Raw genomic sequence first — 19,843 nt, 5'->3', positions numbered from 1 at the left:
GATGTCCGATTTGCCGATGATATGGCAATCGACCCGGACCTCAGGCGTCGTTCGTCAGACCGGCCGGTCCCCCGGAGGAAGACTGGGACCGCCGGCCCCAGAGGGGGGATAAGACCGCCGGCCCCCAGAGCGGGATGAGACCGCCTGCCCCCACGCAGGGAGTAAGGACTCGCTGCCCCGCAGGGAGATGAGACCACTGGCCCCCGCAGAGAGTAGGGACTCGCTGACTCCCAGAAAGATGAGATCCATCGGCCTCAGCGCGCGGACAGCGTGAGATCACCCCGTACCAGATCGTCGGCCATGCCCTCGACGGCGGCCGCCGGGTCCGCGCCCAGCTCAATGATCTTGTTGTCCGCGTCCACGTGCACGATCCGGGGCTGGTACGAGCGCGCCTCGGCCGAGTCCATCTGCCCGTAGGAGATCAGGATGACCAGGTCGCCGGGGTGCACCAGGTGGGCCGCCGCGCCGTTGATGCCGATCACGCCGGTGCCGCGCTCGCCCGGGATCACGTACGTCTCCAGGCGCGCGCCGTTGGTCACGTCCACGATCGCGACCTGCTCGCCCGGCAGCAGGTCCGCCGCCTCCAGCAGGTCCAGGTCGACGGTCACCGACCCCACGTAGTGCAGGTCGGCCTGCGTCACGGTGGCCCGGTGGATCTTGGACTTGAGCATGGTGCGGAGCATCAGGCGACCTCTCCCAGGAGCAGCGGAACGTTGTCGATCAGGCGGGTGGTGCCGACCTTCGCCGCCACGAGCAGGCGGGCGGGGCCCGTCGTGGGCGCGGGCCCGAGCAGCGGGTCGGTGAGCGCAAGATAGTCGACCGCGACGCCCCGCTCGTCGTCGAGGATCTTCCTCGCCGCCTCCAGGACGCGAGCGCCGTCGTCCTGCAACGCCCCCTCGCGCAGCGCCTGCGAGAGCGCGAGAGCGGCCCCGCGCTGCTCGGCCGAGAGGTACCGGTTGCGGCTCGACATCGCCAGGCCGTCGGGCTCGCGTACGGTCGGCACGCCCACGATCTCGGCGCCGATCTCCAGGTCGGTGACCATGCGCTTGATCAGCGCGAGCTGCTGGTAGTCCTTCTCGCCGAAGAACGCGATGTCGGCGCGGGTGAGCTGGAGCAGCTTGGCGACCACGGTCAGCATGCCGGAGAAGTGGCCGGGCCGGCTGGCGCCCTCCAGGATCGTCCCGAGGGCACCCGCGTCGAGGGTCACCGACGGCGTGCCGCCCGGGTACATCTCGTCGCGGTCCGGGGCGAACACCAGGTCGGCCCGCTCGGCCGTGCACGCCTCGACGTCCGCGGCCAGCGTGCGCGGGTACTTGTCGAAGTCCTCGTTCGGGCCGAACTGCAGCGGGTTCACGAAGACCGTGACGATCACAAAGTCGGCCCGCTCGCGGGCTTCCCGCATGAGCCGGCGGTGCCCCTCGTGCAGGGCGCCCATGGTCATCACCACCGCGACCCGACCCGGTGCGGCGGCGCGGGCGGCGGCGAGCTCGGCCCGGGTGTGGACGAGAACGGTCATGAGGGGCTCCCAACGGTCGCGTGGGCGGAGGCCAGGACATCCAGCAACAGCGCCGCGTCCTGCGGGCGCAGGCGTCCGGCGGCGATGGCCCGGTCGGCGGTGCGCCGGGCCAGGGCGAGATAGGCCGGCGCAGACTCCGGCGCCAGCCGGTCGAGATGCTTGCGTACGGTGCCCGCATCGCCCCGCGACACCGGCCCGGTCAGCGCGGCGTCGCCGAGCTCCAGGGCGTTGCCGAGGGCCGCGTGCAACAGCGGCGAGAGCACGGTGGCCGGGCGCTGCACACCGGCGGCGCGCAGGAGGTCGGCCGCCTCGTTGACGAGCGTGACCAGGTGGTTGGCCCCGTGCGCCAGCGCCGCGTGGTACAGCGGCCGGGCATCCTCGGCGATCCACTCCGGGACGCCGCCGAGGTCGGTGACCAGGCGGGCGGCAAAGGCCCGGTCGCGGGCGGTCACGCCCCACGCGATGCCGGGCAGGCGGTCGAGGTCGCCGTCCGCGCCGGTGAAGGTCATCGCCGGGTGCAGCGCGATGCCGTCGACGTCCCCCAGGATCGCGAGGCCGTGGGCACCGGAGGTGTGGGCGACCACCGCGCCGTCGGCGAGCGCCCCGGTCGCGGCCAGCCCGGACACGACGCCGCCGAGCGCATCGTCGGGTACGGCGAGGAGCAGCAGATCGGTGGCGGCGCGGGCGACCTCGTCGGCGGGGAGGATCTCGGCCCGCGGCAGCAGTCGGCGGGCTCGTTCCCGGGAGGCGGCGGAGACGGCCGCGGCGGCGACCACGTCGTGCCCGGCCGCGGCGAGGGCGGCCCCGAGAACGGCACCCACCCGGCCCGCACCGACAACGCCGACGACCAGCGGGTACGCGCGCGAGGCGGCACGCGGCACTGCGCTCATATGCAGATCCAGTCCTCGACAAGGGGGTACCGGTCGAGGGAAAGTATGCGCCCCCGTAACACACCCGTGACAAGGGCGTGTGAACAACTGCACCGCCGTAGATTGCTTCCTGTGACGAGGGTGGGTTGGCGGTTCGCCATGCAACACGCGCTGTACGGCGCCGAGGGGTTCTTCACGAGCGCGGCCACAGGCCCGGCCGACCACTTCCGGACCAGCGTGCACGCCTCCCCGCTCTTCGCGGGCGCTCTGCTGCGGCTGATCGAGGCGGTGGACGCCCGGCTCGGCCGGCCGCCGGTCCTGCAGGTGGTGGACGTGGGCGCGGGACGCGGGGAACTGCTCGCCGCCCTGGCCGCCTCGGCCGCCGGGACGGCACTCGAGGGACGCCTCCGGTTCACCGGCGTCGAGCTGGCGCCCCGGCCCGGGGGACTGCCCGCCACGACGGCCTGGCGATCCGACATTCCGGCGGACATCGTGGGCGTGCTGCTCGCCACCGAGTGGCTGGACAACGTCCCGCTCGACGTGGCCGAGATCGACTCGGACGGGCGCGCCCGCCGGCTGCTCGTCGACCTCGCCACCGGCACGGAGTCGCTGGGCGCCGACGTGAACCCCGCCGACCGGTTCTGGATCGCCCGGTGGTGGCCACGGGCCGGGCTGGGCGACCGGATCGAGATCGGCTGGCCCCGCGACGTGGCCTGGGCCGACGCGGTCGCCTCGGTGCGCCGGGGCTGCGCCCTGGCGGTCGACTACGGGCATCTGCGCGGCGCCCGACCGGCGTTCGGCACGCTCACCGGATACCGGGGCGGGCGGCAGGTCGATCCCGTACCGGACGGGAGCTGTGATGTGACCGCGCACGTGGCCCTCGACTCGGCCGCGGCCGCCGGCGGGACGCCGTACCGGATCATGACGCAGCGGACGGCGCTCCACGCCCTGGGTGTGGACGGTGGCCGGCCACCGTTGGATCTTGCCCGCACGGACCCGACGGGCTATCTGCGCGCACTGGGCGCGGCGGGTGCGGCGGCGGAGCTGACCGACCCGGGCGGGCTCGGCGGTCACTGGTGGCTGCTGCACGAGGTGGGCGTCGAGCTTCGTGGGGCGATGTGAGCCGCTCGGCGGCCGCCGCACGAGGCCGGCGATGAGCTTCGTGGGGCGATGTGAGCCGCTCGGCGGCCGCCGCACGAGGCGGGCGTCGAGCTTCGTGGGACGATCTGAGCCGTGAGTGACTTGCGGGAGATGACGGTCGGGACCGGAGCCGGGCTCGACACCGCCGACATGGTGCTCAACATCGGTCCGCAGCACCCGTCCACCCACGGCGTGCTCCGGCTCAGGCTGAAGCTCGACGGCGAACGGGTCGTCGAATGCGAGCCGATCGTCGGCTATATGCACCGCGGCGCCGAAAAGCTTTTCGAGGTCCGTGACTACCGGCAGATCATCGTGCTCGCCAACCGGCACGACTGGCTGTCGGCGTTCTCCAGCGAGCTCGGCGTCGTCCTCGCCGTGGAACGGCTGATGGGCATCGAGGTGCCGGAGCGGGCGACCTGGCTGCGGACGGCGCTCGCCGAGCTCAACCGGGTGCTGAACCACCTGATGTTCCTCGGGTCCTACCCGCTGGAGATCGGGGCGATCACCCCGATGTTCTATGCCTTCCGCGAGCGGGAGACGCTGCAGGCCGTCATGGAGGAGGTGTCCGGCGGGCGCATCCATTACATGTTCAACCGGGTCGGCGGCCTCAAGGAGGAGGTGCCTGCCGGCTGGACGCGCCGGGCCCGGGAGGCCATCGCGCTGGTTCGCAGCCGGATGCCCGACATCGACCGCCTGATCCGCAGGAACGACATCTTTCTGGCGCGTACGGTCGGCGTCGGCGTGCTGACCGCCGAGCAGGCGGCGGCGTACGGCGCCTCGGGACCCGTCGCCCGAGCCAGCGGCCTGGACCTCGACCTGCGGCGCGACGAGCCGTACCTGGCGTACGGCGAGCTCGACGTGCCCGTGGTGACCCGGAGCGCGGGCGACTGCCATGCCCGGTTCGAGGTGCTGCTGGAGCAGGTCTACGTGTCGCTGGACCTGGCCGAGCAGTGCCTGGACCGGGTGGACGGTATCGGCGGACCGGTCAACGTGCGACTGCCCAAGGTGGTCAAGGCTCCCGAGGGCCACACGTACGCCTGGACGGAGAACCCGCTCGGCATCAACGGGTACTACCTGGTGTCCCGCGGCGAGAAGACACCGTGGCGCCTCAAACTGCGCACGGCGTCGTACGCGAACGTCCAGGCGCTGGCGACGCTGATTCCCGGCTGTCTCGTGCCGGACCTGATCGCCATTCTCGGCTCGATGTTCTTCGTGGTCGGCGACATCGACAAGTAGGACCCGCGGCGGGTCACCAGCCGCGGCGGTGCCGATCCCGGTCCGGAGCGGGGCGCCGGTCGAGACCGTCGGCGCTACCGCGCACCCGACCCTGCCCCCGCCCATAGCCGTAGCCCGCCGCGCCGTTGCCCGCCACGCGGTTGCCTGCCGCGCGGTTGCCTGCCGCGCGGGAGCCCGCGCCACCACCCCGGTAGCCCGCGCCACCGTCATAGCCCGCGCCACCGTCATAGCCCGCGCCACCCTCGTAGCCCGCGCCACCGTCATAGCCCGCGCCACCGTCATAGCCCGCGCCACCGTCATAGCCCGCGCCACCGTCATAGCCCGCGCCACCCTCGTAGCCCGCGCCACCGTCATAGCCCGCGCCACCCTCGTAGCCCGTGCCACCGGCATAGCCCGCGCCACCGTCATAGCCCGCGCCACCGTCTCGGTAGCTCGCGCCGCCGTTGAAACCCGCGCCACCGTCGTAGCTCGCGTCGCCGTCGTAGCCGGTGCTGTCCTTGTGGCCCGCGCTGCGGTCGTCGTAGCCCGTGCCGTATTCCACGCCGCCGCCGTCGTAGCGTCCGGCCGGGTAGCCACCGTCGTAACCGTTCGACGCCCCGGCGGCGTCGTCTGCCGAGCCGCTGAGGGCACCGGTGGTGAGGCCGTAGGCAGCCTGCGCTTCGAAGCCGGCCGGCTCCGGAGTCGAGAAGCCGCCCGGCTCCGGAGTGGAATGGTCCGGCCACACCTGTCCGGAACGGGACCAGAGCGGGTCCGGCTCGAATCCGTCTCCGGCGGTGTGGGACCAGTCCGGCTCGGCGTCGGGCCCGTAGCCGGAGCCGGCGATGTCCGTGCCGGTGTCCGGGGCCGCATGCCTTCGCCGCCGTTCGGGAGCCGCGGCGTGCAGAAGATGGTCACGGTACGACCCCGCCCGAGGCGCCGGCACCGAGGCCGCACCCCGCTCCCGGGGAGATGCCGCAGGCCGGGTCGCCGCCGCCCTGACCGGCACCGAGGCGGGCTTCGGCGGGAGAGGCGCCACGCCGGGGACGGCAGCCGCGGCGAGAGGCGGACGAGGCGCAGCGCCAGCGACCGCGGACGAAGCGACAGACGAACGAGAAGCAGTACCGGCCACCGCGGCCGTGGCGAAAGGCGGAGGAGGCGCGGTGCCGGCGACGGCCGGGGACACCGAGGCGGAGGCGGTCACGCGTCGTGCCGACCCCATGGCCGCGCCGACGGGTGCACGACCCTCCACGCCGGGTCCTTCGGCCGTCCCGGCTGCGACGGCCGGGCGCGGACCGGCCTTGCGCACCTCGTCGCGCAGCTCACGGCGCAACGCTTCGACCTTTGTGGTCACCCGCTCGTCGACGTCCGTCGCCGGCTCGCGGCGGACCAGGAGAGACGTGCCGATCAGCAGCACGCACAGCGCGACCAGCAGGACCGCGAACTTCACCGAGCCACCGGCGCCGCCGGTCAGCACCACGACAGCCGCCAGCGGGGCCAGGCCGATGCCGGCCCAGATCAGCGCGCGAGGAAGATGGTCGCTGTGCCGCATATCGGGATCCCGGTCAGGCATGGTCGCAGATGCTACCGAGAGCGGCGTCCGTCGCGGAACGGGCAGGCGCCGCTCCGCACCGAAAGTGGCGGCGTCCCGCCCACCGGGCGCAAGGCTCGGCGGGCGGGACCACAGATCAGCCGGCCGCCAGGGCACCGTCCGAACTGAACACCAGGCCGACGCTGATCGTGCCCTGCTTGAGACCGGTCTTGGTCAGCGGGCCGCCCGCGTCCAGAGAGCTGAACTTGCCCGCCTGGAAGCCGTACTTTTCGACGAGGCCCTGCTGGCACTTCGGCCGCTGCGGGCACTCCGGCGGACCACCGAGGACAGTGGCCGCACCCGAGCACTTGGCGGCGAGGTCGGACAGGGTCTTGACGCCGTACTTGGTCGCGAAGGCGTCGGTGACGGCGAAGGCGTTCTGGTTCTGTGCCGGCGACGGCGTGCCGAGGACGAGGCCGGACTTCTCGCCCAGCGCCGTCAGGTTGGTCATCGTCGTGGTGAGGTCCGGCGAGGACGGGTCCTTGGCGTCCTTGCCCTCCACCTTGCCGGCGAGGAAGGTGGCCAGGGTGGCCGCGTACTCCGGGACCACGTCGATCTCGCCCTTCTCGAGGGCGGGCTCGTACAGCTCGCGGTTGCCGATCTGCTGGACCTCGACGGTGTAGCCGGCGGCGGTCAGCACGATGTTGTAGAGCTCGCCGAGCGTCTTGCTCTCGGCGAAGTTCGCGGCGCCGACGGTCAGGTCGCCGCCGGGGCCCTTGGCGATGCCGGCCGTGAGGTTGCCGGCCGTGGCGAACTCCTGCGCCACCGCCTTGGACGACTTGCGGTCGATGTCGACGGCCTTGTTCAGCTCGATGAGCTTGGCGGTGTCGAGGGCCGCGGAAACCTTGTCCAGCGCCGCGACGAGCTGCGGCGAGGAGGACTTCTTGTTGATCGCCGGGACGATGTTGTCGGTGTTCTGCAGGTTCTTGTCGTCGGTGAGCACGACGAGCGTGTCACCCGCGACCGGGGCGCACCCGGCGCCGGAGGCGGAACTGGGCGGGGCCGCGGTGCCCGACGAGCCGGATTCGCCGCAGCCGGTGAGGATGACGGCGGCGGTCATGAGGGTGCCGGCCGTCAGGAGCAGGTGTCGATGCATACTGCCGCCTTCTGTGTCCCGGCACGACCGGTCGGCCGCGCCGCGTGTCCGACGGGCAGTCGAAGTTCCGATGCCCGCATCTTCGGTTGTGCACGCCGCCCTGGCGCAGGAACGGCACCTCCGTTCCTAACCTGGGGGTACGACAACCTATGCCGCTCGCGGTCCTACGTTGCCCATTCGTTACCTGTGACCATCACCCGGCCGGAGCCGCGGCGGTCGGCCGGCGTCGCCGCTGCCCGCGCAGGGCCGGCGGGGTGACCAGACGCTGCACACCCGCCAGCAGAGCCTCCACGAGCAGTGCCAGCAGCGCGACGACGATGCCGCCCGCGACGATCTGTCCACCGCCGCCGTTGCTCATCCCGACGCCGAAACCCGCGGCGATGATCTGGCCCAGCCCGCCGCCGTTGACGAACGCCGCCAGCGCGGCCGTGGCGACGACCTGCAGTGCCGCCGTACGCAATCCGGCCGCGAGATAGGGCACGGCCAGTGGCAACTCCACCCGCCGCAGCAACTGACCGCCGGACAGGCCCATCCCCCGGGCCGCGTCGCGGGTCTCCGGGTCGATCTGCCGCAGCCCGGTGTACGCGTTGGCCAGCAACGGCGGCACGGCGAAGACGGCGAGTGCCACCACCACCGGCGGCTTGCCGAAGCCGAGCGGGGTCAGCGGCAGGATGGTCAGCAGGGCCAGCGTCGGGATGGCCAGGGTGAGGTTGGCGACGGTGACGACCGCTCCCCCGCCGCGGCCGCGATGGCCGAGCCAGATGCCGAGCGGCCAGCCGACGACGCAGCCCAGCAGCACCGCCCAGCCGCTGATGAGCAGGTGCTCCTCGAGCCGCTCCAGCAGGCCACCGGGGTTGGTCCAGTTCAGCGGGTCGTTGAGCCAGATGAAGCCCTCGCGGAAGTAGTTCACGCGCGCCGCTCCCTGCTCCAGGGCGTCAGCAAGCGACCCAGCCCGGCCAGCGCGAGGTCGAGGACGAGGGCGAGGGCGACGCAGAGGATCGCGCCGGTCATGATCTTGGCCTTGTAGAAGTTGTCCCCGAAGCCGCCGAGGATCAGATCGCCGAGGCCACCCTTGCCGATCATCGCACCGACCGTCACCAGCGCCACGGTCGAGACCGTGGCCAGGCGCAGGCCGGTGAGGATGCCCGGCAGGGCCAGGGGCAGCTCGATCCGCAGCAGGAGCCCGAGCCGGCCGTAGCCCATGCCGGAGGCGGCGTCGCGAACCTCGGCCGGCACCTGGGTCAGCCCGGCGAGGGTGTTGCGGACCAGCACGAGCAGGGCGTACAGGACCAGGGCGATCAGGACCGACGCATCGCTCGTGGTGCCCACGGCCGGAGCGACCATGGCGAGAAGCGCGAGCGACGGAATCGTGTAGAGGACGCCCGAGAGTGCAAGAATCGGCCCGGTCAGCGGTCGCCACCAGTAGGCGACGATCGCCAGCGGCAGGGCGACGACCAACGCGATGATCACCGCGCGCGCGGTGAGACTCGAGTGGAACTGCACGGCGGAGAGGATGTCGTCCGCGTTGTCGTGGACATAGCGCCAGGAGAACCACGGATTGCCCGGACCCTCGTCAGCGGGGGCGGCCAGGGGCCACGCGGGCGCCGGGGCCCTCGACAGGAAGGACATACGTGGACGCTACCGCGATCAACGACTCCGGTGCTGGCCGGACCGCGGCGTCTATCACGCTCGAGAACGTGGGAAAGGTCTATCCCGACGGCACCGTGGCCGTCGGCGACATCAGCATGGAGGTGCGGGCCGGCGAGCTGGCCGTCCTCATCGGGCCGTCCGGCTGTGGCAAGTCGACCGTGCTCCGCATGCTCAACCGGCTGATCGAGCCGTCGAAGGGCCGGATCCTCATCGACGGTGAGGACATCGCGGCGCAGGACCCCGTCGAGCTGCGCCGGCACATCGGGTACGTGATTCAGAATGTGGGACTCTTCCCGCACCAGACGATCCGCGCCAACGTCGGCACCGTCCCCCGGCTGCTCGGCTGGAACCGGAAGAAGACCCGGGCACGCGCGGAGGAACTGCTCGAGCTCGTCGGCCTGGACCCCGCCCGGTACGGCGGCCGCTACCCGCACGAGCTCTCGGGCGGGCAGCGTCAGCGGGTCGGTGTGGCCCGGGCGCTCGCCGCGGACCCGCTGGTGCTGCTCATGGACGAGCCGTTCTCGGCGGTCGACCCGATCGTCCGCGGCCGCCTCCAGGAGGAATTCCTCCGGCTCCAGGCCGCGGTCCGCAAGACCATCGTGCTGGTCACCCACGACATCGACGAGGCCGTACGGCTCGGCGACCGGATCGCGGTCCTCGCCGAAGGCGGCCGGCTGCTGCAGTACGCCTCCCCGGCCGACCTGCTGAGCGAGCCGGCGTCGGCGGCGGTCGGCGAGTTCGTCGGCAACGACCGGGGCGTCCGCCGGCTCACGGTCACCAAGGTGCGCGACGCGATGCGCCCGATGGGACAGATCGAGGACATCGAGCGGCTGCCGACGGTCGACGCGGGCGGCACGCTCTACGACGCCCTGTCGGTGATGCTGACCAGCGATGCGCTGAACGTGGTGGCCATGCAGGACGGGAAGCCGGTCGGGACCATCTCGCGGTCGCTGCTCTTCGACGTACCGAATCGTCAGGCCGCGGCCCGGACCTGAGCGGGCACCGCACCGCGGACCTGAGCGGGCACCGCAGCCCGGACCCGGCACGGTCCGGGCTGCCGCCCACCGGGCGGGGGAGCGGCGGGCGCTTCGGCGACCTGGGACATTGTCGGTCGCCTAGGGATGTCTCGACCGCCTGGCGATAGGCCTGGCGGTGGGTGGCCTCGGTCGTTCAGCGGGTGCCTCGGCGGCCGCCGAGGGTGGCCAGGCCGATGATCCAGCCGACGAAGAGGCCGTAGGCGGCGCCCTCGCCGGCCGCGCGGAACGCGCCGAGCAGCGACGGGTTCGCCAGCAACAGGGCGGTGAGCAGGGCGGCGAAGCCACCCGCGAAGACGTAGGACGCCCAGCCGGCGAAGAGCTGGCTGATCGTCCCGCGGGCCCGGGCAAGCTGCGAGCCGGGCAGCAGGTAGAGGAAGAGCAGGGTCAGCACCACGACCAGGATCGCTCTGAGGTCGGCGAGAATGATCGAGCGCAGGGAGTCGTCGGAGTCGAAGCGCCAGTGCGGCCACGCCAGCAGGCGCAGCCACCAGCCTCCGGCCGTGTCGGGGTCGGTGTTGTCGGCGGCCCAGTCGGCGTACCAGGGACTGCCGAAGATCAAGACCAGGATGAGTGCGGCCAGCGTGCCCGCACCCGGCGCGGATCTGTAGCGGTTGGTGAGAGCCATGACCCGCTAGTTCCCAGCGGGCGCTCAGTTTCAAACGACACGCGTGGATGCGCTAGTGCTTCTGCAGATAGTCGATGAACGCGGCCCGCAGCAGCGGCTCCTGCTCGCCGTACCCGTGACCGGTCAGCTCCCGCCACAACGCCACGGCCTCGTCGATCGTGGGGCCCACCGTGTGCGGCGCGCCGTCGAGGGCGGCGGCGTCGTCCGAGTCGGGCAGGTGCTTGAACACCGACCAGAAGAAGCCCAGGTCGCGACGTTCGCGCGCCCGCGCGAAGGCCCGCTCGCGCAGCTCCTCGGTGGTCAGGGCGTCCAGCTCGGCGAAGGTGGCATCGGTCATGACGTCAGCATAGGGCCGCAACCGGACGCCACCGTGCCGGTCACGCCATCAGCCTCCGCCGCTCCACGACCATCAGCCTCCGCCGCTCCACGACCATCAGCGTCCGCCGCCCCAGGGTCCGAGGTCCCACTGCTCGGACGAGCGGCTCTGCGCCGAGGTGGCCGACGACGACGACCAGGTCTCCGGCACGGCCGGCGACCACTCGCCGGTGTCCGGAGCGCCGTTCCAGTCCTCGTCGACGCCGGTCGGCGGCAGCGGCCGTCCGTACGTCTCCACCAGCCGCGTCACCAGCAGGCCCGCGCCGATCGCGGCGGCGCCGACCGCGAACAGGGCGATGTCGAAGTCGCGGCGGTCGGCGTAGTCGAGGAACAGCGTCAGCCCGGCCGTCGCGAGCAGGGTGCCGAAGATGCCGCCGCGGCGGCCGTACGCGCTCGTGCCCGCCAGCAGTGCCACGCCGAACGCGACCCCGGTCCACTCCAGCCCGGTGCCGGGCACGATCGGCGCCGTCGACCGGGCCGCCAGAAGGGTGCCGGCGCCGACCGCGAACACCGACGACAGCACGAGTGCGGCCACGACCGGCAGCACCGCCTGGCCGCCGCGCCGGTCGGCCGGGTCGCCGACCGGGCGCATCCGGCCGATCATCCGGCGGATCGGCTGGACCGTGCCCAGCGCGCCGCCGATCACGGCCACCAGAGCGAAGCCGCCGAAGAGGTAGAACGCCTGGTCGGAGAGGTCATAGGTGCGCTGGATCGGGGCCGGGGCGGTGCGCAACTGGTCGTACACGATGACGCCCATGGCCGCGGCCAGCGAGGTCAGCCAGCCCGGCACGTGCAGCACGAGCACGAGGACCGCGGCCACCAGGCCGCCGGCGGCGGCGACGATCAGCGCCGGGACCACCGCCCGGACCAGACCGTCGTCGCCGTTCTCGGCGAAGTGCAGCGCCGCGGCGAGGGCGATCGGGCCGACCGCGAGATTCGGTACGCCGGCGCGCAGCGTGAGCCCGGCGCCGAGGGCGAGCAGCCCGATCGCGGCACCCGAGGTGAGCAGCGTGTCCAGCGCGGGCCGGCGCAGGGCGGCGGGATCGAGCCGGTAGAGGAGGAAGGCGACGGCCGCGACGGCCAGCAGCAGCACGATCTCCCAGCCGATGTGGACGCCGAGCCGGTCGCGCCCGAGGTCGGCACGGCGGCCGGCGGCGGGCAACGGCTCGGTGATCCGGGTCCCGGCGTCGTCCGCCTCCGGATCACGGCGCCAGGAGCGGGGGTCGGTGGCCGCCGAGCCGGTCCGGTATGCCGCCGGGTCGGCCGGCGTCTGCGCGTCGCCGACGTTGCGACGGTACGGGGTCTCGTCGTAGGCCATCTCGTCCACCTCCTCCGGCGCGGCTCAGCATACGGAAGCGAGGGGGCCTGAGTTCAAGCCTTGAGGCGAGGTCAGCTCACGGATGTCCGGCGCGCCTGCCCGAATCGTCCCCATCCTTGCGGTCCGGCTCGTCGGGCACCCGGCAGGAGCGTTCCAGCCACAGCCCCGCGCCGACGAGCGCGAGCGACGCCACGACCCCTCCGATGGCGGCCGGCACGTCGTCGGTGGCGGCTTTTGTCGGCTCGAGGGCGAGCCAGGCCAGCAGGCCCGCGGAGAACCCGGCGAAGATCGCCCCGGCCAGCGAGGACGCCTTGGCGAGGACCGCGTAGCGGGCGACGGCGAGCGGGTCGACCCGCGGCGCGCCGGGCTTGCGCTCGATGCGGGCGCTGGTGTTCTGCGCCAGGACCGCCTCCGCGATCGCCAGCGTGGCCAGCACGATGATCGGCAGCCAGGGCAGCCGGGGCATCCGCGCGTAGAAGGAACTGAGCAGTAGCCAGCCGGCCGCGGCGGCCGCCAGCCCGGCGATCACCAGCGCGGAGAGGCTGGTCGGCCGCATCGACGGATCGGGCGCGGCGCCGCCGGGAACGCTACTCACCCTCCAGACTCTAACGTCAGATCCGGCCGGGGGGTCATCGCGTTCGCGTCGGCGGCGAGCGCCGGCAGGTTCAGCAGATCGGTCACCCATCCATGGCCGGGAAGCTGGGCGTACGGCTGGATGTCGAGCCACGGCTTGAGCACGAAGGCCCGCTCGTGCACACGCGGGTGCGGCAGCGTCAGCTCCGGGTCGTCGCTGATCACGGGATCGCCGTCGTCCGCCCAGACCGCGATGACGTCCACGTCGAGCGTGCGCGGGCCGAACCGGCGCCCGGGATCGCGGACCCGTCCGGCTCCGGCCTCCAGGTTCCGGGCCTTCTCCAGCCAGGCCCGGGCGTCGGCCGCCGGGTCGACGGCCAGCAGGACCGCGTTCAGGTACGCCGGCTGCGCGGTGTCACCCCAGGGTGGTGTCTCGTACACCCCCGAGACCAGCACGACGCTCTCGCCCAGTCCCTCGACGGCGCCCTTGAGATGGGCGTACCGGTCGCCGAGGTTGGCGCCGATCGACAGAACGGCCCGGGTCATCGGGTACGCCGCAGGGTGACGGCCACGTCGGCGAACTCCTGTGGAATGGGCGCCTGGGGCTTGTGCACGGTGACCGTGGCCGCGGCGACCCGCTCGTCGTCGAGGCACACCGCGACGAGCCGGTCGGCCAGGGTCTCGATCAGGTTCACCGGTTCACCGGCCACCACCTGGGCGAGGCGCTCGGCCAGTTCCCCGTAGTGCACGGTGTCGTCGACGTGGTCGCTGGCGGCCGCCGGGGCGAGGTCGAGCTCCAGCTCCACGTCGATCACGAAGTCCTGGCCGTCGCGGCGTTCGAAGTCGAAGACGCCGTGATTGCCGCGTACGCGAAGCCCGCGCAGCGAGATCCGGTCTGTCATGGGTGTGTCCTTTCCAAGCGGGGGCTTCCGGTGGCCCGCCAGACGGCCAGCGCGTCCACGGTGGCGCGGACGTCGTGCACCCGCACGCCCCACGCTCCCGCCGCCACCGCGAGGACGGACGTCGCGATCGTCGCCGGCTCCCGGCCGTCCACGGGGCGCGGCTCGCCGCCGGCGTCCGCGAGCAGCCGGCCGAGATAGGTCTTGCGCGACGCGGCGAACAGCACCGGATGGCCCAGGGCGATCAGTCGATCGAGATGGGCACTCAGGGCCCAGTTGTGTTCCGGCCGTTTGGCGAAGCCGAGGCCGGGGTCGAGGATCAGCCGGCCCGGATCCACTCCGGCGTCGACCGCGGCGTCCACGCGGTGCCGGAGCTCGTCACGGACCTCGGCGACGACGTCGGCGTACACGGCGAGGTCCTGCATGCGGCGCGAGTGGCCGCGCCAGTGCATCAAGATCCAGGGACAGCCGGCGTCGGCGACGACCGCGGCCATGCCGGGGTCGGCGAGTCCACCGGAGACGTCGTTCACGATCGCGGCGCCCGCCTCGAGCGCGGCGGCGGCGACAGCGGCCCGGGTGGTGTCCACGCTGAGCGGCACGCCCGCCGCGACCAACTCCCGGATCACCGGCAGCACCCGGGCGATCTCGGTCGGCGCATCGACCCGATCGGCGCCCGGACGGGTGGATTCCCCACCGATGTCGACGATGTCGGCTCCCGCGCGGTGCAGGGCGATCCCGTGGGCGACGGCAGCCTCGAGACCGGCGTACCGCCCGCCGTCGGAGAACGAGTCCGGCGTCACGTTGAGAACCCCCATCACGACCGGGTGATCTTGATGAAGCAGCAGGTCGCCCGCGACGTGCCGGGTCGTTGCGCTACCGGTCGGCTCACTCACGGGAAGACGGTACCCGGCAGACATCCTTCGAACACATGTACGATCGGGAATGAGTCACGTTCAGTCACGCCTTCATCTTGGGTAACGAATCAGTCAGCTTGTAGGTAGGAAGTACGGCCCGTACGCTTCGGAGCTAGGCATCATTAATGAACCGAAGAGAGCAGACGGGCGTGGGTAGGACAGCAGGGCCCTTAAGCATCGACTCCGCGCACTCGACGTGGTGAGCGGGAAGTAGCACCATATGGGCGTTGCCACCAGGCTTAACAACTGCAGCGTGTCCGGCACCCTCACGTCGGGCACCCGGGAGGTTTACCGATGATCGCCACAGAGCTCGCCGCGCGGGTCGCGACGGCAATGCACCATGGCGCCACCCTTGCTGCCCCCGACCAGCCCAAGGGCATCAACACCGAAGGCGTCGTCTCCTTCTTCGCCAGCAACATCGCCCCGATCCTGCTTGCCGTGCTCGGTGTCATCTTCATCGGCCGGGCCAGCCGCGGCGAGATCTCCAAAGTGCTGACCAGCAGCGCGATCGCGATCGTCGGCCTGGCCTTCATCGCCGGCGCCGCGACCCTGTTCTTCGTCGGCGACTACCTCATCAACCTCATCTTCAGCTGAGGCCGAGCTCCCATGCGGCTGCGCACCGACGACGACATCTACCGGGCCCGCCTGGTCTACCTGGGTCCGCCCGGATACACGCTGCCCATGCACCTTCCGTACGCGCAGTACGGGATGTTCGTCGTCCTCGTTCCGGTCTTCGTGTTCCTGCACTACCTCATCACGTGGGAGTTCGACGCGTTTCCCGCGTGGGAGATCGCGCTGGCCATGGTGACCACGTCCTACGTCTTCCGGCACGTCGACCCCGACCGGCCGGCCCGGATGGTCATCCGCACCGCGCTCACCGACTGGAAGCGCACCCGCGAACCGGCCGTCGAGCAGCGAGACCCGCGACTAGTCGCCACGCGCATCCGGGTACGGGAGGAGTTGGTATGACCAGTCTCGCCCCTCTTGCCGCATGCCCGAACGGGGTCGGCGCATGACCGCTTCCCCACCGCCCGGGCATCCCCGTGCGGAGTCGTCTCCGGCGGGCAGGCCGAGTAACGGTGCGCGACCGAAGGACTACTCTTCGGAGGACGCGGCGCCGGAGCAGGTGCCGGGGCCGGGACACGGCGCGGTAGCCGTCTTCCAGGCCCCTCAACCGATCCGCCCGCGCACCAACGGCACCCCGCCGCCGGTCGACCCGATGGACATCGACTCTCCGTTCCTCGACCTGTTCGGCGGCACGACGCCACGTCAGCCACCGACGGTCGAGCCCCCGCCGGACGACCCGGACGCCGACTTCGACTTCGGCTTCGACTTCGACGGCGAAGACGCCCGCCGTTCCTCCTCCCCGCCGCCCGCAGCCCACCCGACCTCCGCCCCGCCGATGTCCACACAGCCGGTCTCGGCCCAGCCGGTCTCGGCCCAGCCGGTCTCGGCCCAGCCGGTCTCGGCCCAGCCGGTCTCGGCCCAGCCGGTCTCGGCCGCACCGGCCCCGATTCCACCGGCCTCGGCGCCACCGGCCGTCGGGCCGGTCTCCGGAGCGCCTGCCGTCATATCCGAGCCGGTCTCGGGGCCGCCTGCCGACACCAGCCCCGTCTCCGGGCCGCCTGCCGCTGCCGTCCCGGTCTCCGGGGCGCCCGCCGCTGTCGACCCGGTGTCCGGACCACCTACCGTCCGACCGGTGTCGGGGCCGCCGCCGGTCCGGCCTGTGTCGGGCTCACCCTCGGCCGCGCCCGTATCGGGGCCTGCGACTCCGCCCGTCGCGCCACCGCCCATCGCGCCGCCGTCTGCCGCGCCACCGTCTGCCGCGCCGCTTTCAGAGGCGCTGCCGACCTCCGGGGGGCCGGCCGATCCGCCGGTGCCGCCCTTCACCCGGGCTCCGGTCGGGCCGCAGGCCGACTACTTCGACGAGCGCGAGCCATCCGACCTCGGCCTGGGCGACTGGCCGGACGACATCCGGTCCGGCGAAACGCCCGCACCTCAGACAACGCCCGCACCTCAGACGCCGCCGTTGTGGCAGCAGGCCGCCGGAGCTACCACGGCTCCCGGCGTGTACCCGGTCGGCCAACCCGATGGTCCACTGCCGACGACCATGCCCGGCGTGCACCCCGTCGGCGCCCCCGGACCGCACCCGGCCGAAGCCGCCACCACGCCGTATCCGATGAATTCGGCCGGCACGCCAGAACCTCACCCGACTGACGCGGTCGGCGCCGTGGGGGCGTACCCGATGAATGCGGCCGGTGCGCCGGGGACGTACCCGGTGAATGCGGGGGCCGAGCCGGAGCGGCACGCCGAGCTGGCGCCCATGCCGGAGAAGGCCCCCTCGCCGCGGCGCGAGAAGGCGCCCGCCAAGCGCAGGGGTCGCCGGAAGCGGGACGAGCCCGCCAACCTGCCGGCCGTCCGCAAGCCGGCCAAGGACGTCAAGCCGGCGCCGCTGCGCCCGCACAAGCTCAAGTTCAGCGACCGCGACCCGGCCATCGAGCTGGAGATCAGTGAGATCGCCGGGCACCTCACGTTCACCCAGAGCACCGTCACGGCGTGGTACTACCTGCCCGAGGTGCGCTGGGCCTTCCGCCCCGACGCCGAGCGCGAGGCACTGCTCTCCGCGATCTCCGAGCAGTACGCCGGCCTGGCCGGGTTCCGCCTGCACCTGCGCCGGACCAACCGGCCGTTCCCCGCGGACGAATGGGCCCGAACGGTCGACTCCCTGACCGCCAAGCCGCTGCCCGACGTCACCGGCGGGACGTCCTGGTCGGACCATCTGGTCGCCGCCCAGCGGCACCTGCTCTCGGTCAACCACGCCGAGGGACAGACCTACCTCGGCGTGACCTTCGCGCGGCGCTCGCTCGGCGACACGTTCTCCGAGCGCATCCTGCGCATGTTCGGCCGGGGCACCTCCGACAGCGAGCGGCGCAAGCTGGGCCGGACGGTCGAGCAGTTCGACGAGGTTCTCAACGCCTTCGGCATGCGCGGACGGCGGGTCACGCCGCAGGAGCTGGAATGGCTGCTGTTCCGCTCGGTCGCGCTCTGCATGGCACCGCCGGGACCGCTCTCCCCCGTCTCGCACGGGCACTGGGAACGCGGCGACCTGCTCGCGCTCACCGAGCAGGTGGAGCGCTACCGGACCCCGTACGGTTCCACCGTCAAGCTGGTCAACCGCATGACCGGCGAGGAACGGCACGTGGCGGTCCTCTCCGTCGGACGCATGGAACCGCTGGAGATCCCGGAAAAGCACGAACCGTGGATGCACTTCCACGAGCGCCTGCCGTGGCCGATGGAGCTCTCCTCACGCCTCGACATCCTCGGATCGAACAGCTCGTTCAAGAACCTCGAGCACCGGCTCCGCATGATCCGCTCCCAGCAGCTCGACTACGCCGAGCACGGCATCGACGCCCCGCCGGAGCTGGAACGCCTCGCCAAGCGCGCCCTGGTCATCGGCGACGAGATGACCACCGGCCTACCCGTCGAGTCCGCCCGGGCCCACGGCTGGCACCGCATCGCGGTCGGCGGCCGCACCCGCGAGGAATGCCTCGAACGCGCGCGCCGGCTCATCCAGCTTTACTCCCGCGAGCTGCGCATCTCGTTGCAGCACCCGAAGAACCAGGACCAGCTCGCCCGCGAGTTCATCCCGGGCGAACCCATCGCCAACACCGGCTACGTGCGCCGCATGCCGGTGAAACTGCTGGCCGCCGCGCTGCCCCAGGCCGCGTCGACGGTCGGTGACCGCCGGGGAGACCTCATCGGGCGTACGGCGGGAACCTGCCGCCGGCCGGTCTTCCTCGACCTGCACTTCCCCATGGAGGTCCGGGAACGCTCGGGCCTCGGCGTCTTCGTCGCGGAGCCCGGTGGCGGCAAGTCCACGTTGATGGGTGCGCTGGGCTACCTCAACGCCCGCCGAGGCGTCCAGGTGACCCTGCTCGACCCGTCCGGCCCCCTCGCCCGGCTGTGCCAGATGCCGGAGCTGCGGCCGTACTCGAGGGTCCTGAATCTGACCGGCTCCGAGCAGGGAACCCTCGCGCCATACGCGCTGATCCCGACCCCGGTCCGCACCGAGTTCGCGACCGGGCCGACCGGGGACCGCGAGTACGAGATCGCGGTCTCCAACGCCCGCGCCGAACGTCGCATGCTGGTCCAGGACATCTGCTCCATGCTGGTGCCGCCGCAGGTCGCCAAGGAGGCCTCGACGGCGACGCTGCTGCGCCACGCGGTACGCCGGGTCCCGGCCGAGGAGACCTCGACCCTGGATGACGTCGTGGCGACCCTCCAGGGCCTGGACGACGACGAAGGCAAGGAACTGGCCAACCTTCTGCTGGACACGGCGGAGATGCCGCTTGCCCTGCTCTTCTTCGGCCGCCCGCCGCAGCACCTGCTCGGCGCGGACGCGGCCCTGACGGTCATCACGATGGCCGGCCTGCGCCTGCCCGACCTGAAGATCGAGAGGGAATACTGGTCGGCCGAGGAATCCCTGGCCCTACCGATGCTGCACACCGCCCACCGCCTGGCGGTACGCCGCTGCTACGGCGGCTCGATGTCGTCGAGGAAAATGGTGGGCCTGGACGAGGCCCACTTCATGGAAGGCTGGCGCTCCGGCCGCTCATTCCTGGTCCGCCTCGCCCGCGACTCCCGCAAATGGAACCTCGCGGCCCTGGTCGCCTCCCAGAACCCCCGCGACATCCTCGGCCTCGACGTCCAGAACCTGGTCTCGACCGTGTTCGTGGGCCGCATCGCCGAAGACCAGGAAATCGCCTCGGAAGCCCTCCGCCTCCTCCGCGTCCCGGTCCACGACGGCTACGAGGCGACCCTGGCGTCGCTGTCGCAGGCGGACACGTCGTCATCGTCCCGCCTCGGCTTCCGAGAGTTCGTCATGCGAGACGTGGACGGCCGGGTGCAGAAGGTGAGAGTCGACGTCTCGTACGTCGAAGGCCTGCTGGAACACCTGGACACCACCCCGGCAGCGGCGAAGGCGGCACCAACAGCCATCCCGACCTTCTCCGACCTGGAGGCCTGACC

21 protein-coding genes are annotated in these 19,843 nt (G+C 72.1%); 6 read left to right on the top strand and 15 right to left on the bottom strand.

What is annotated here, in order from left to right:
* Nucleotides 1-254: 254 nt before the first annotated feature.
* Genes panD through EDD30_RS21930 form a run of 3 tightly spaced genes read right to left on the bottom strand, consistent with a single transcriptional unit; the run spans nt 255 to nt 2,406 of the window.
* Nucleotides 255-683 carry an aspartate 1-decarboxylase gene (gene panD, locus EDD30_RS21940; RefSeq protein ID WP_071807155.1) on the bottom strand — a complete coding sequence of 143 codons (429 nt, stop codon included), beginning with the start codon at nt 681-683 and terminating at the stop codon, nt 255-257.
* Entirely contained in the window at nt 683-1,516 is an 834-nt protein-coding gene (gene panC / locus EDD30_RS21935) for a pantoate--beta-alanine ligase (protein WP_071807154.1), read from the bottom strand. The genes panD and panC overlap by 1 nt, the downstream gene beginning before the upstream one ends.
* On the bottom strand, nt 1,513-2,406 hold the full coding sequence (locus EDD30_RS21930; RefSeq protein WP_123678455.1) for a Rossmann-like and DUF2520 domain-containing protein: 894 nt from the start codon (nt 2,404-2,406) through the stop codon (nt 1,513-1,515). The genes panC and EDD30_RS21930 overlap by 4 nt, the downstream gene beginning before the upstream one ends.
* Nucleotides 2,407-2,544: 138 nt before the next feature.
* On the opposite strand from EDD30_RS21930, the gene EDD30_RS21925 reads away from it, so the two are divergent.
* Together EDD30_RS21925 and EDD30_RS21920 are read left to right on the top strand one after the other, a co-directional pair.
* Nucleotides 2,545-3,507 (top strand): SAM-dependent methyltransferase, encoded by a 963-nt coding sequence (locus EDD30_RS21925; RefSeq protein ID WP_071810238.1) that lies wholly within the window; start codon nt 2,545-2,547, stop codon nt 3,505-3,507.
* A 129-nt stretch (nt 3,508-3,636) separates the two neighbouring features.
* Nucleotides 3,637-4,761 (top strand): NADH-quinone oxidoreductase subunit D, encoded by a 1,125-nt coding sequence (locus EDD30_RS21920; RefSeq protein WP_071810237.1) that lies wholly within the window; start codon nt 3,637-3,639, stop codon nt 4,759-4,761.
* Nucleotides 4,762-4,774: 13 nt separating this feature from the next.
* On the opposite strand, the gene EDD30_RS21915 is transcribed toward EDD30_RS21920, so the two are convergent.
* The 4 genes from EDD30_RS21915 to EDD30_RS21900 all read right to left on the bottom strand — a co-directional run bounded on the left by EDD30_RS21915 (nt 4,775) and on the right by EDD30_RS21900 (nt 9,053).
* Nucleotides 4,775-6,310: a hypothetical protein gene (locus EDD30_RS21915; protein ID WP_148088157.1), complete on the bottom strand. Its 1,536-nt coding sequence runs from the start codon at nt 6,308-6,310 to the stop codon at nt 4,775-4,777.
* 115 nt (nt 6,311-6,425) lie between these two features.
* A complete protein-coding gene (locus EDD30_RS21910; protein ID WP_071810235.1) occupies nt 6,426-7,424 on the bottom strand; it encodes a glycine betaine ABC transporter substrate-binding protein in 999 nt (332 codons plus the stop codon).
* Between the two features lie 193 nt (nt 7,425-7,617).
* Nucleotides 7,618-8,334 carry an ABC transporter permease gene (locus EDD30_RS21905; protein WP_071810234.1) on the bottom strand — a complete coding sequence of 239 codons (717 nt, stop codon included), beginning with the start codon at nt 8,332-8,334 and terminating at the stop codon, nt 7,618-7,620.
* Nucleotides 8,331-9,053 carry an ABC transporter permease gene (locus tag EDD30_RS21900; RefSeq protein ID WP_071810233.1) on the bottom strand — a complete coding sequence of 241 codons (723 nt, stop codon included), beginning with the start codon at nt 9,051-9,053 and terminating at the stop codon, nt 8,331-8,333. The genes EDD30_RS21905 and EDD30_RS21900 overlap by 4 nt, the downstream gene beginning before the upstream one ends.
* 2 nt (nt 9,054-9,055) lie before the next feature.
* Between EDD30_RS21900 and EDD30_RS21895 the strand changes: the two genes are divergently transcribed.
* Nucleotides 9,056-10,069 (top strand): ABC transporter ATP-binding protein, encoded by a 1,014-nt coding sequence (locus tag EDD30_RS21895; protein WP_071810232.1) that lies wholly within the window; start codon nt 9,056-9,058, stop codon nt 10,067-10,069.
* Nucleotides 10,070-10,244: 175 nt separating this feature from the next.
* Here the strand turns inward: EDD30_RS21895 and EDD30_RS21890 are convergent, their stop codons facing one another.
* The 7 genes from EDD30_RS21890 to folP form a co-directional block, all read right to left on the bottom strand.
* Nucleotides 10,245-10,736 carry a hypothetical protein gene (locus tag EDD30_RS21890; RefSeq protein WP_071810231.1) on the bottom strand — a complete coding sequence of 164 codons (492 nt, stop codon included), beginning with the start codon at nt 10,734-10,736 and terminating at the stop codon, nt 10,245-10,247.
* 52 nt (nt 10,737-10,788) lie between these two features.
* Entirely contained in the window at nt 10,789-11,073 is a 285-nt protein-coding gene (locus EDD30_RS21885) for a hypothetical protein (RefSeq protein ID WP_071810230.1), read from the bottom strand.
* 96 nt (nt 11,074-11,169) lie between these two features.
* Nucleotides 11,170-12,429, bottom strand: coding sequence for an ABC transporter permease (locus EDD30_RS21880; protein ID WP_123678844.1), 1,260 nt, complete (start codon nt 12,427-12,429; stop codon nt 11,170-11,172).
* A 76-nt stretch (nt 12,430-12,505) separates the two neighbouring features.
* Nucleotides 12,506-12,985 (bottom strand): DUF3180 domain-containing protein, encoded by a 480-nt coding sequence (locus tag EDD30_RS21875; protein WP_071805453.1) that lies wholly within the window; start codon nt 12,983-12,985, stop codon nt 12,506-12,508.
* A 35-nt stretch (nt 12,986-13,020) separates the two neighbouring features.
* Nucleotides 13,021-13,548, bottom strand: a complete 528-nt coding sequence (gene folK / locus EDD30_RS21870) for a 2-amino-4-hydroxy-6-hydroxymethyldihydropteridine diphosphokinase (protein WP_071805416.1) — start codon at nt 13,546-13,548, stop codon at nt 13,021-13,023.
* Nucleotides 13,545-13,904 carry a dihydroneopterin aldolase gene (gene folB / locus EDD30_RS21865; RefSeq protein WP_071805418.1) on the bottom strand — a complete coding sequence of 120 codons (360 nt, stop codon included), beginning with the start codon at nt 13,902-13,904 and terminating at the stop codon, nt 13,545-13,547. Before folB ends, folK begins: the two co-directional genes overlap by 4 nt.
* Nucleotides 13,901-14,716 carry a dihydropteroate synthase gene (gene folP, locus EDD30_RS21860; protein ID WP_211277784.1) on the bottom strand — a complete coding sequence of 272 codons (816 nt, stop codon included), beginning with the start codon at nt 14,714-14,716 and terminating at the stop codon, nt 13,901-13,903. The genes folB and folP overlap by 4 nt, the downstream gene beginning before the upstream one ends.
* 393 nt (nt 14,717-15,109) lie before the next feature.
* On the opposite strand from folP, the gene EDD30_RS21855 reads away from it, so the two are divergent.
* Together EDD30_RS21855 and EDD30_RS21850 are read left to right on the top strand one after the other, a co-directional pair.
* Complete coding sequence (locus EDD30_RS21855) at nt 15,110-15,409, top strand: hypothetical protein (RefSeq protein WP_071805422.1); 300 nt, start codon at nt 15,110-15,112, stop codon at nt 15,407-15,409.
* 12 nt (nt 15,410-15,421) lie between these two features.
* Nucleotides 15,422-15,784, top strand: coding sequence for a hypothetical protein (locus EDD30_RS21850; RefSeq protein ID WP_071805424.1), 363 nt, complete (start codon nt 15,422-15,424; stop codon nt 15,782-15,784).
* Between the two features lie 300 nt (nt 15,785-16,084).
* Here the strand turns inward: EDD30_RS21850 and EDD30_RS40770 are convergent, their stop codons facing one another.
* Entirely contained in the window at nt 16,085-16,387 is a 303-nt protein-coding gene (locus EDD30_RS40770; RefSeq protein ID WP_084556392.1) for a hypothetical protein, read from the bottom strand.
* 304 nt (nt 16,388-16,691) lie between these two features.
* Here EDD30_RS40770 and EDD30_RS21845 point away from each other — a divergent pair, with 304 nt between their 5' ends.
* A complete protein-coding gene (locus EDD30_RS21845; protein WP_244945355.1) occupies nt 16,692-19,841 on the top strand; it encodes an ATP-binding protein in 3,150 nt (1,049 codons plus the stop codon).
* Nucleotides 19,842-19,843: the final 2 nt, after the last annotated feature.

The organism is Couchioplanes caeruleus, from assembly GCF_003751945.1.
Lineage (GTDB): Bacteria > Actinomycetota > Actinomycetes > Mycobacteriales > Micromonosporaceae > Actinoplanes > Actinoplanes caeruleus.
The sequence above is the reverse complement of the archived record's forward strand: the minus strand, read 5'-3'. Positions and strand labels throughout refer to the sequence as shown.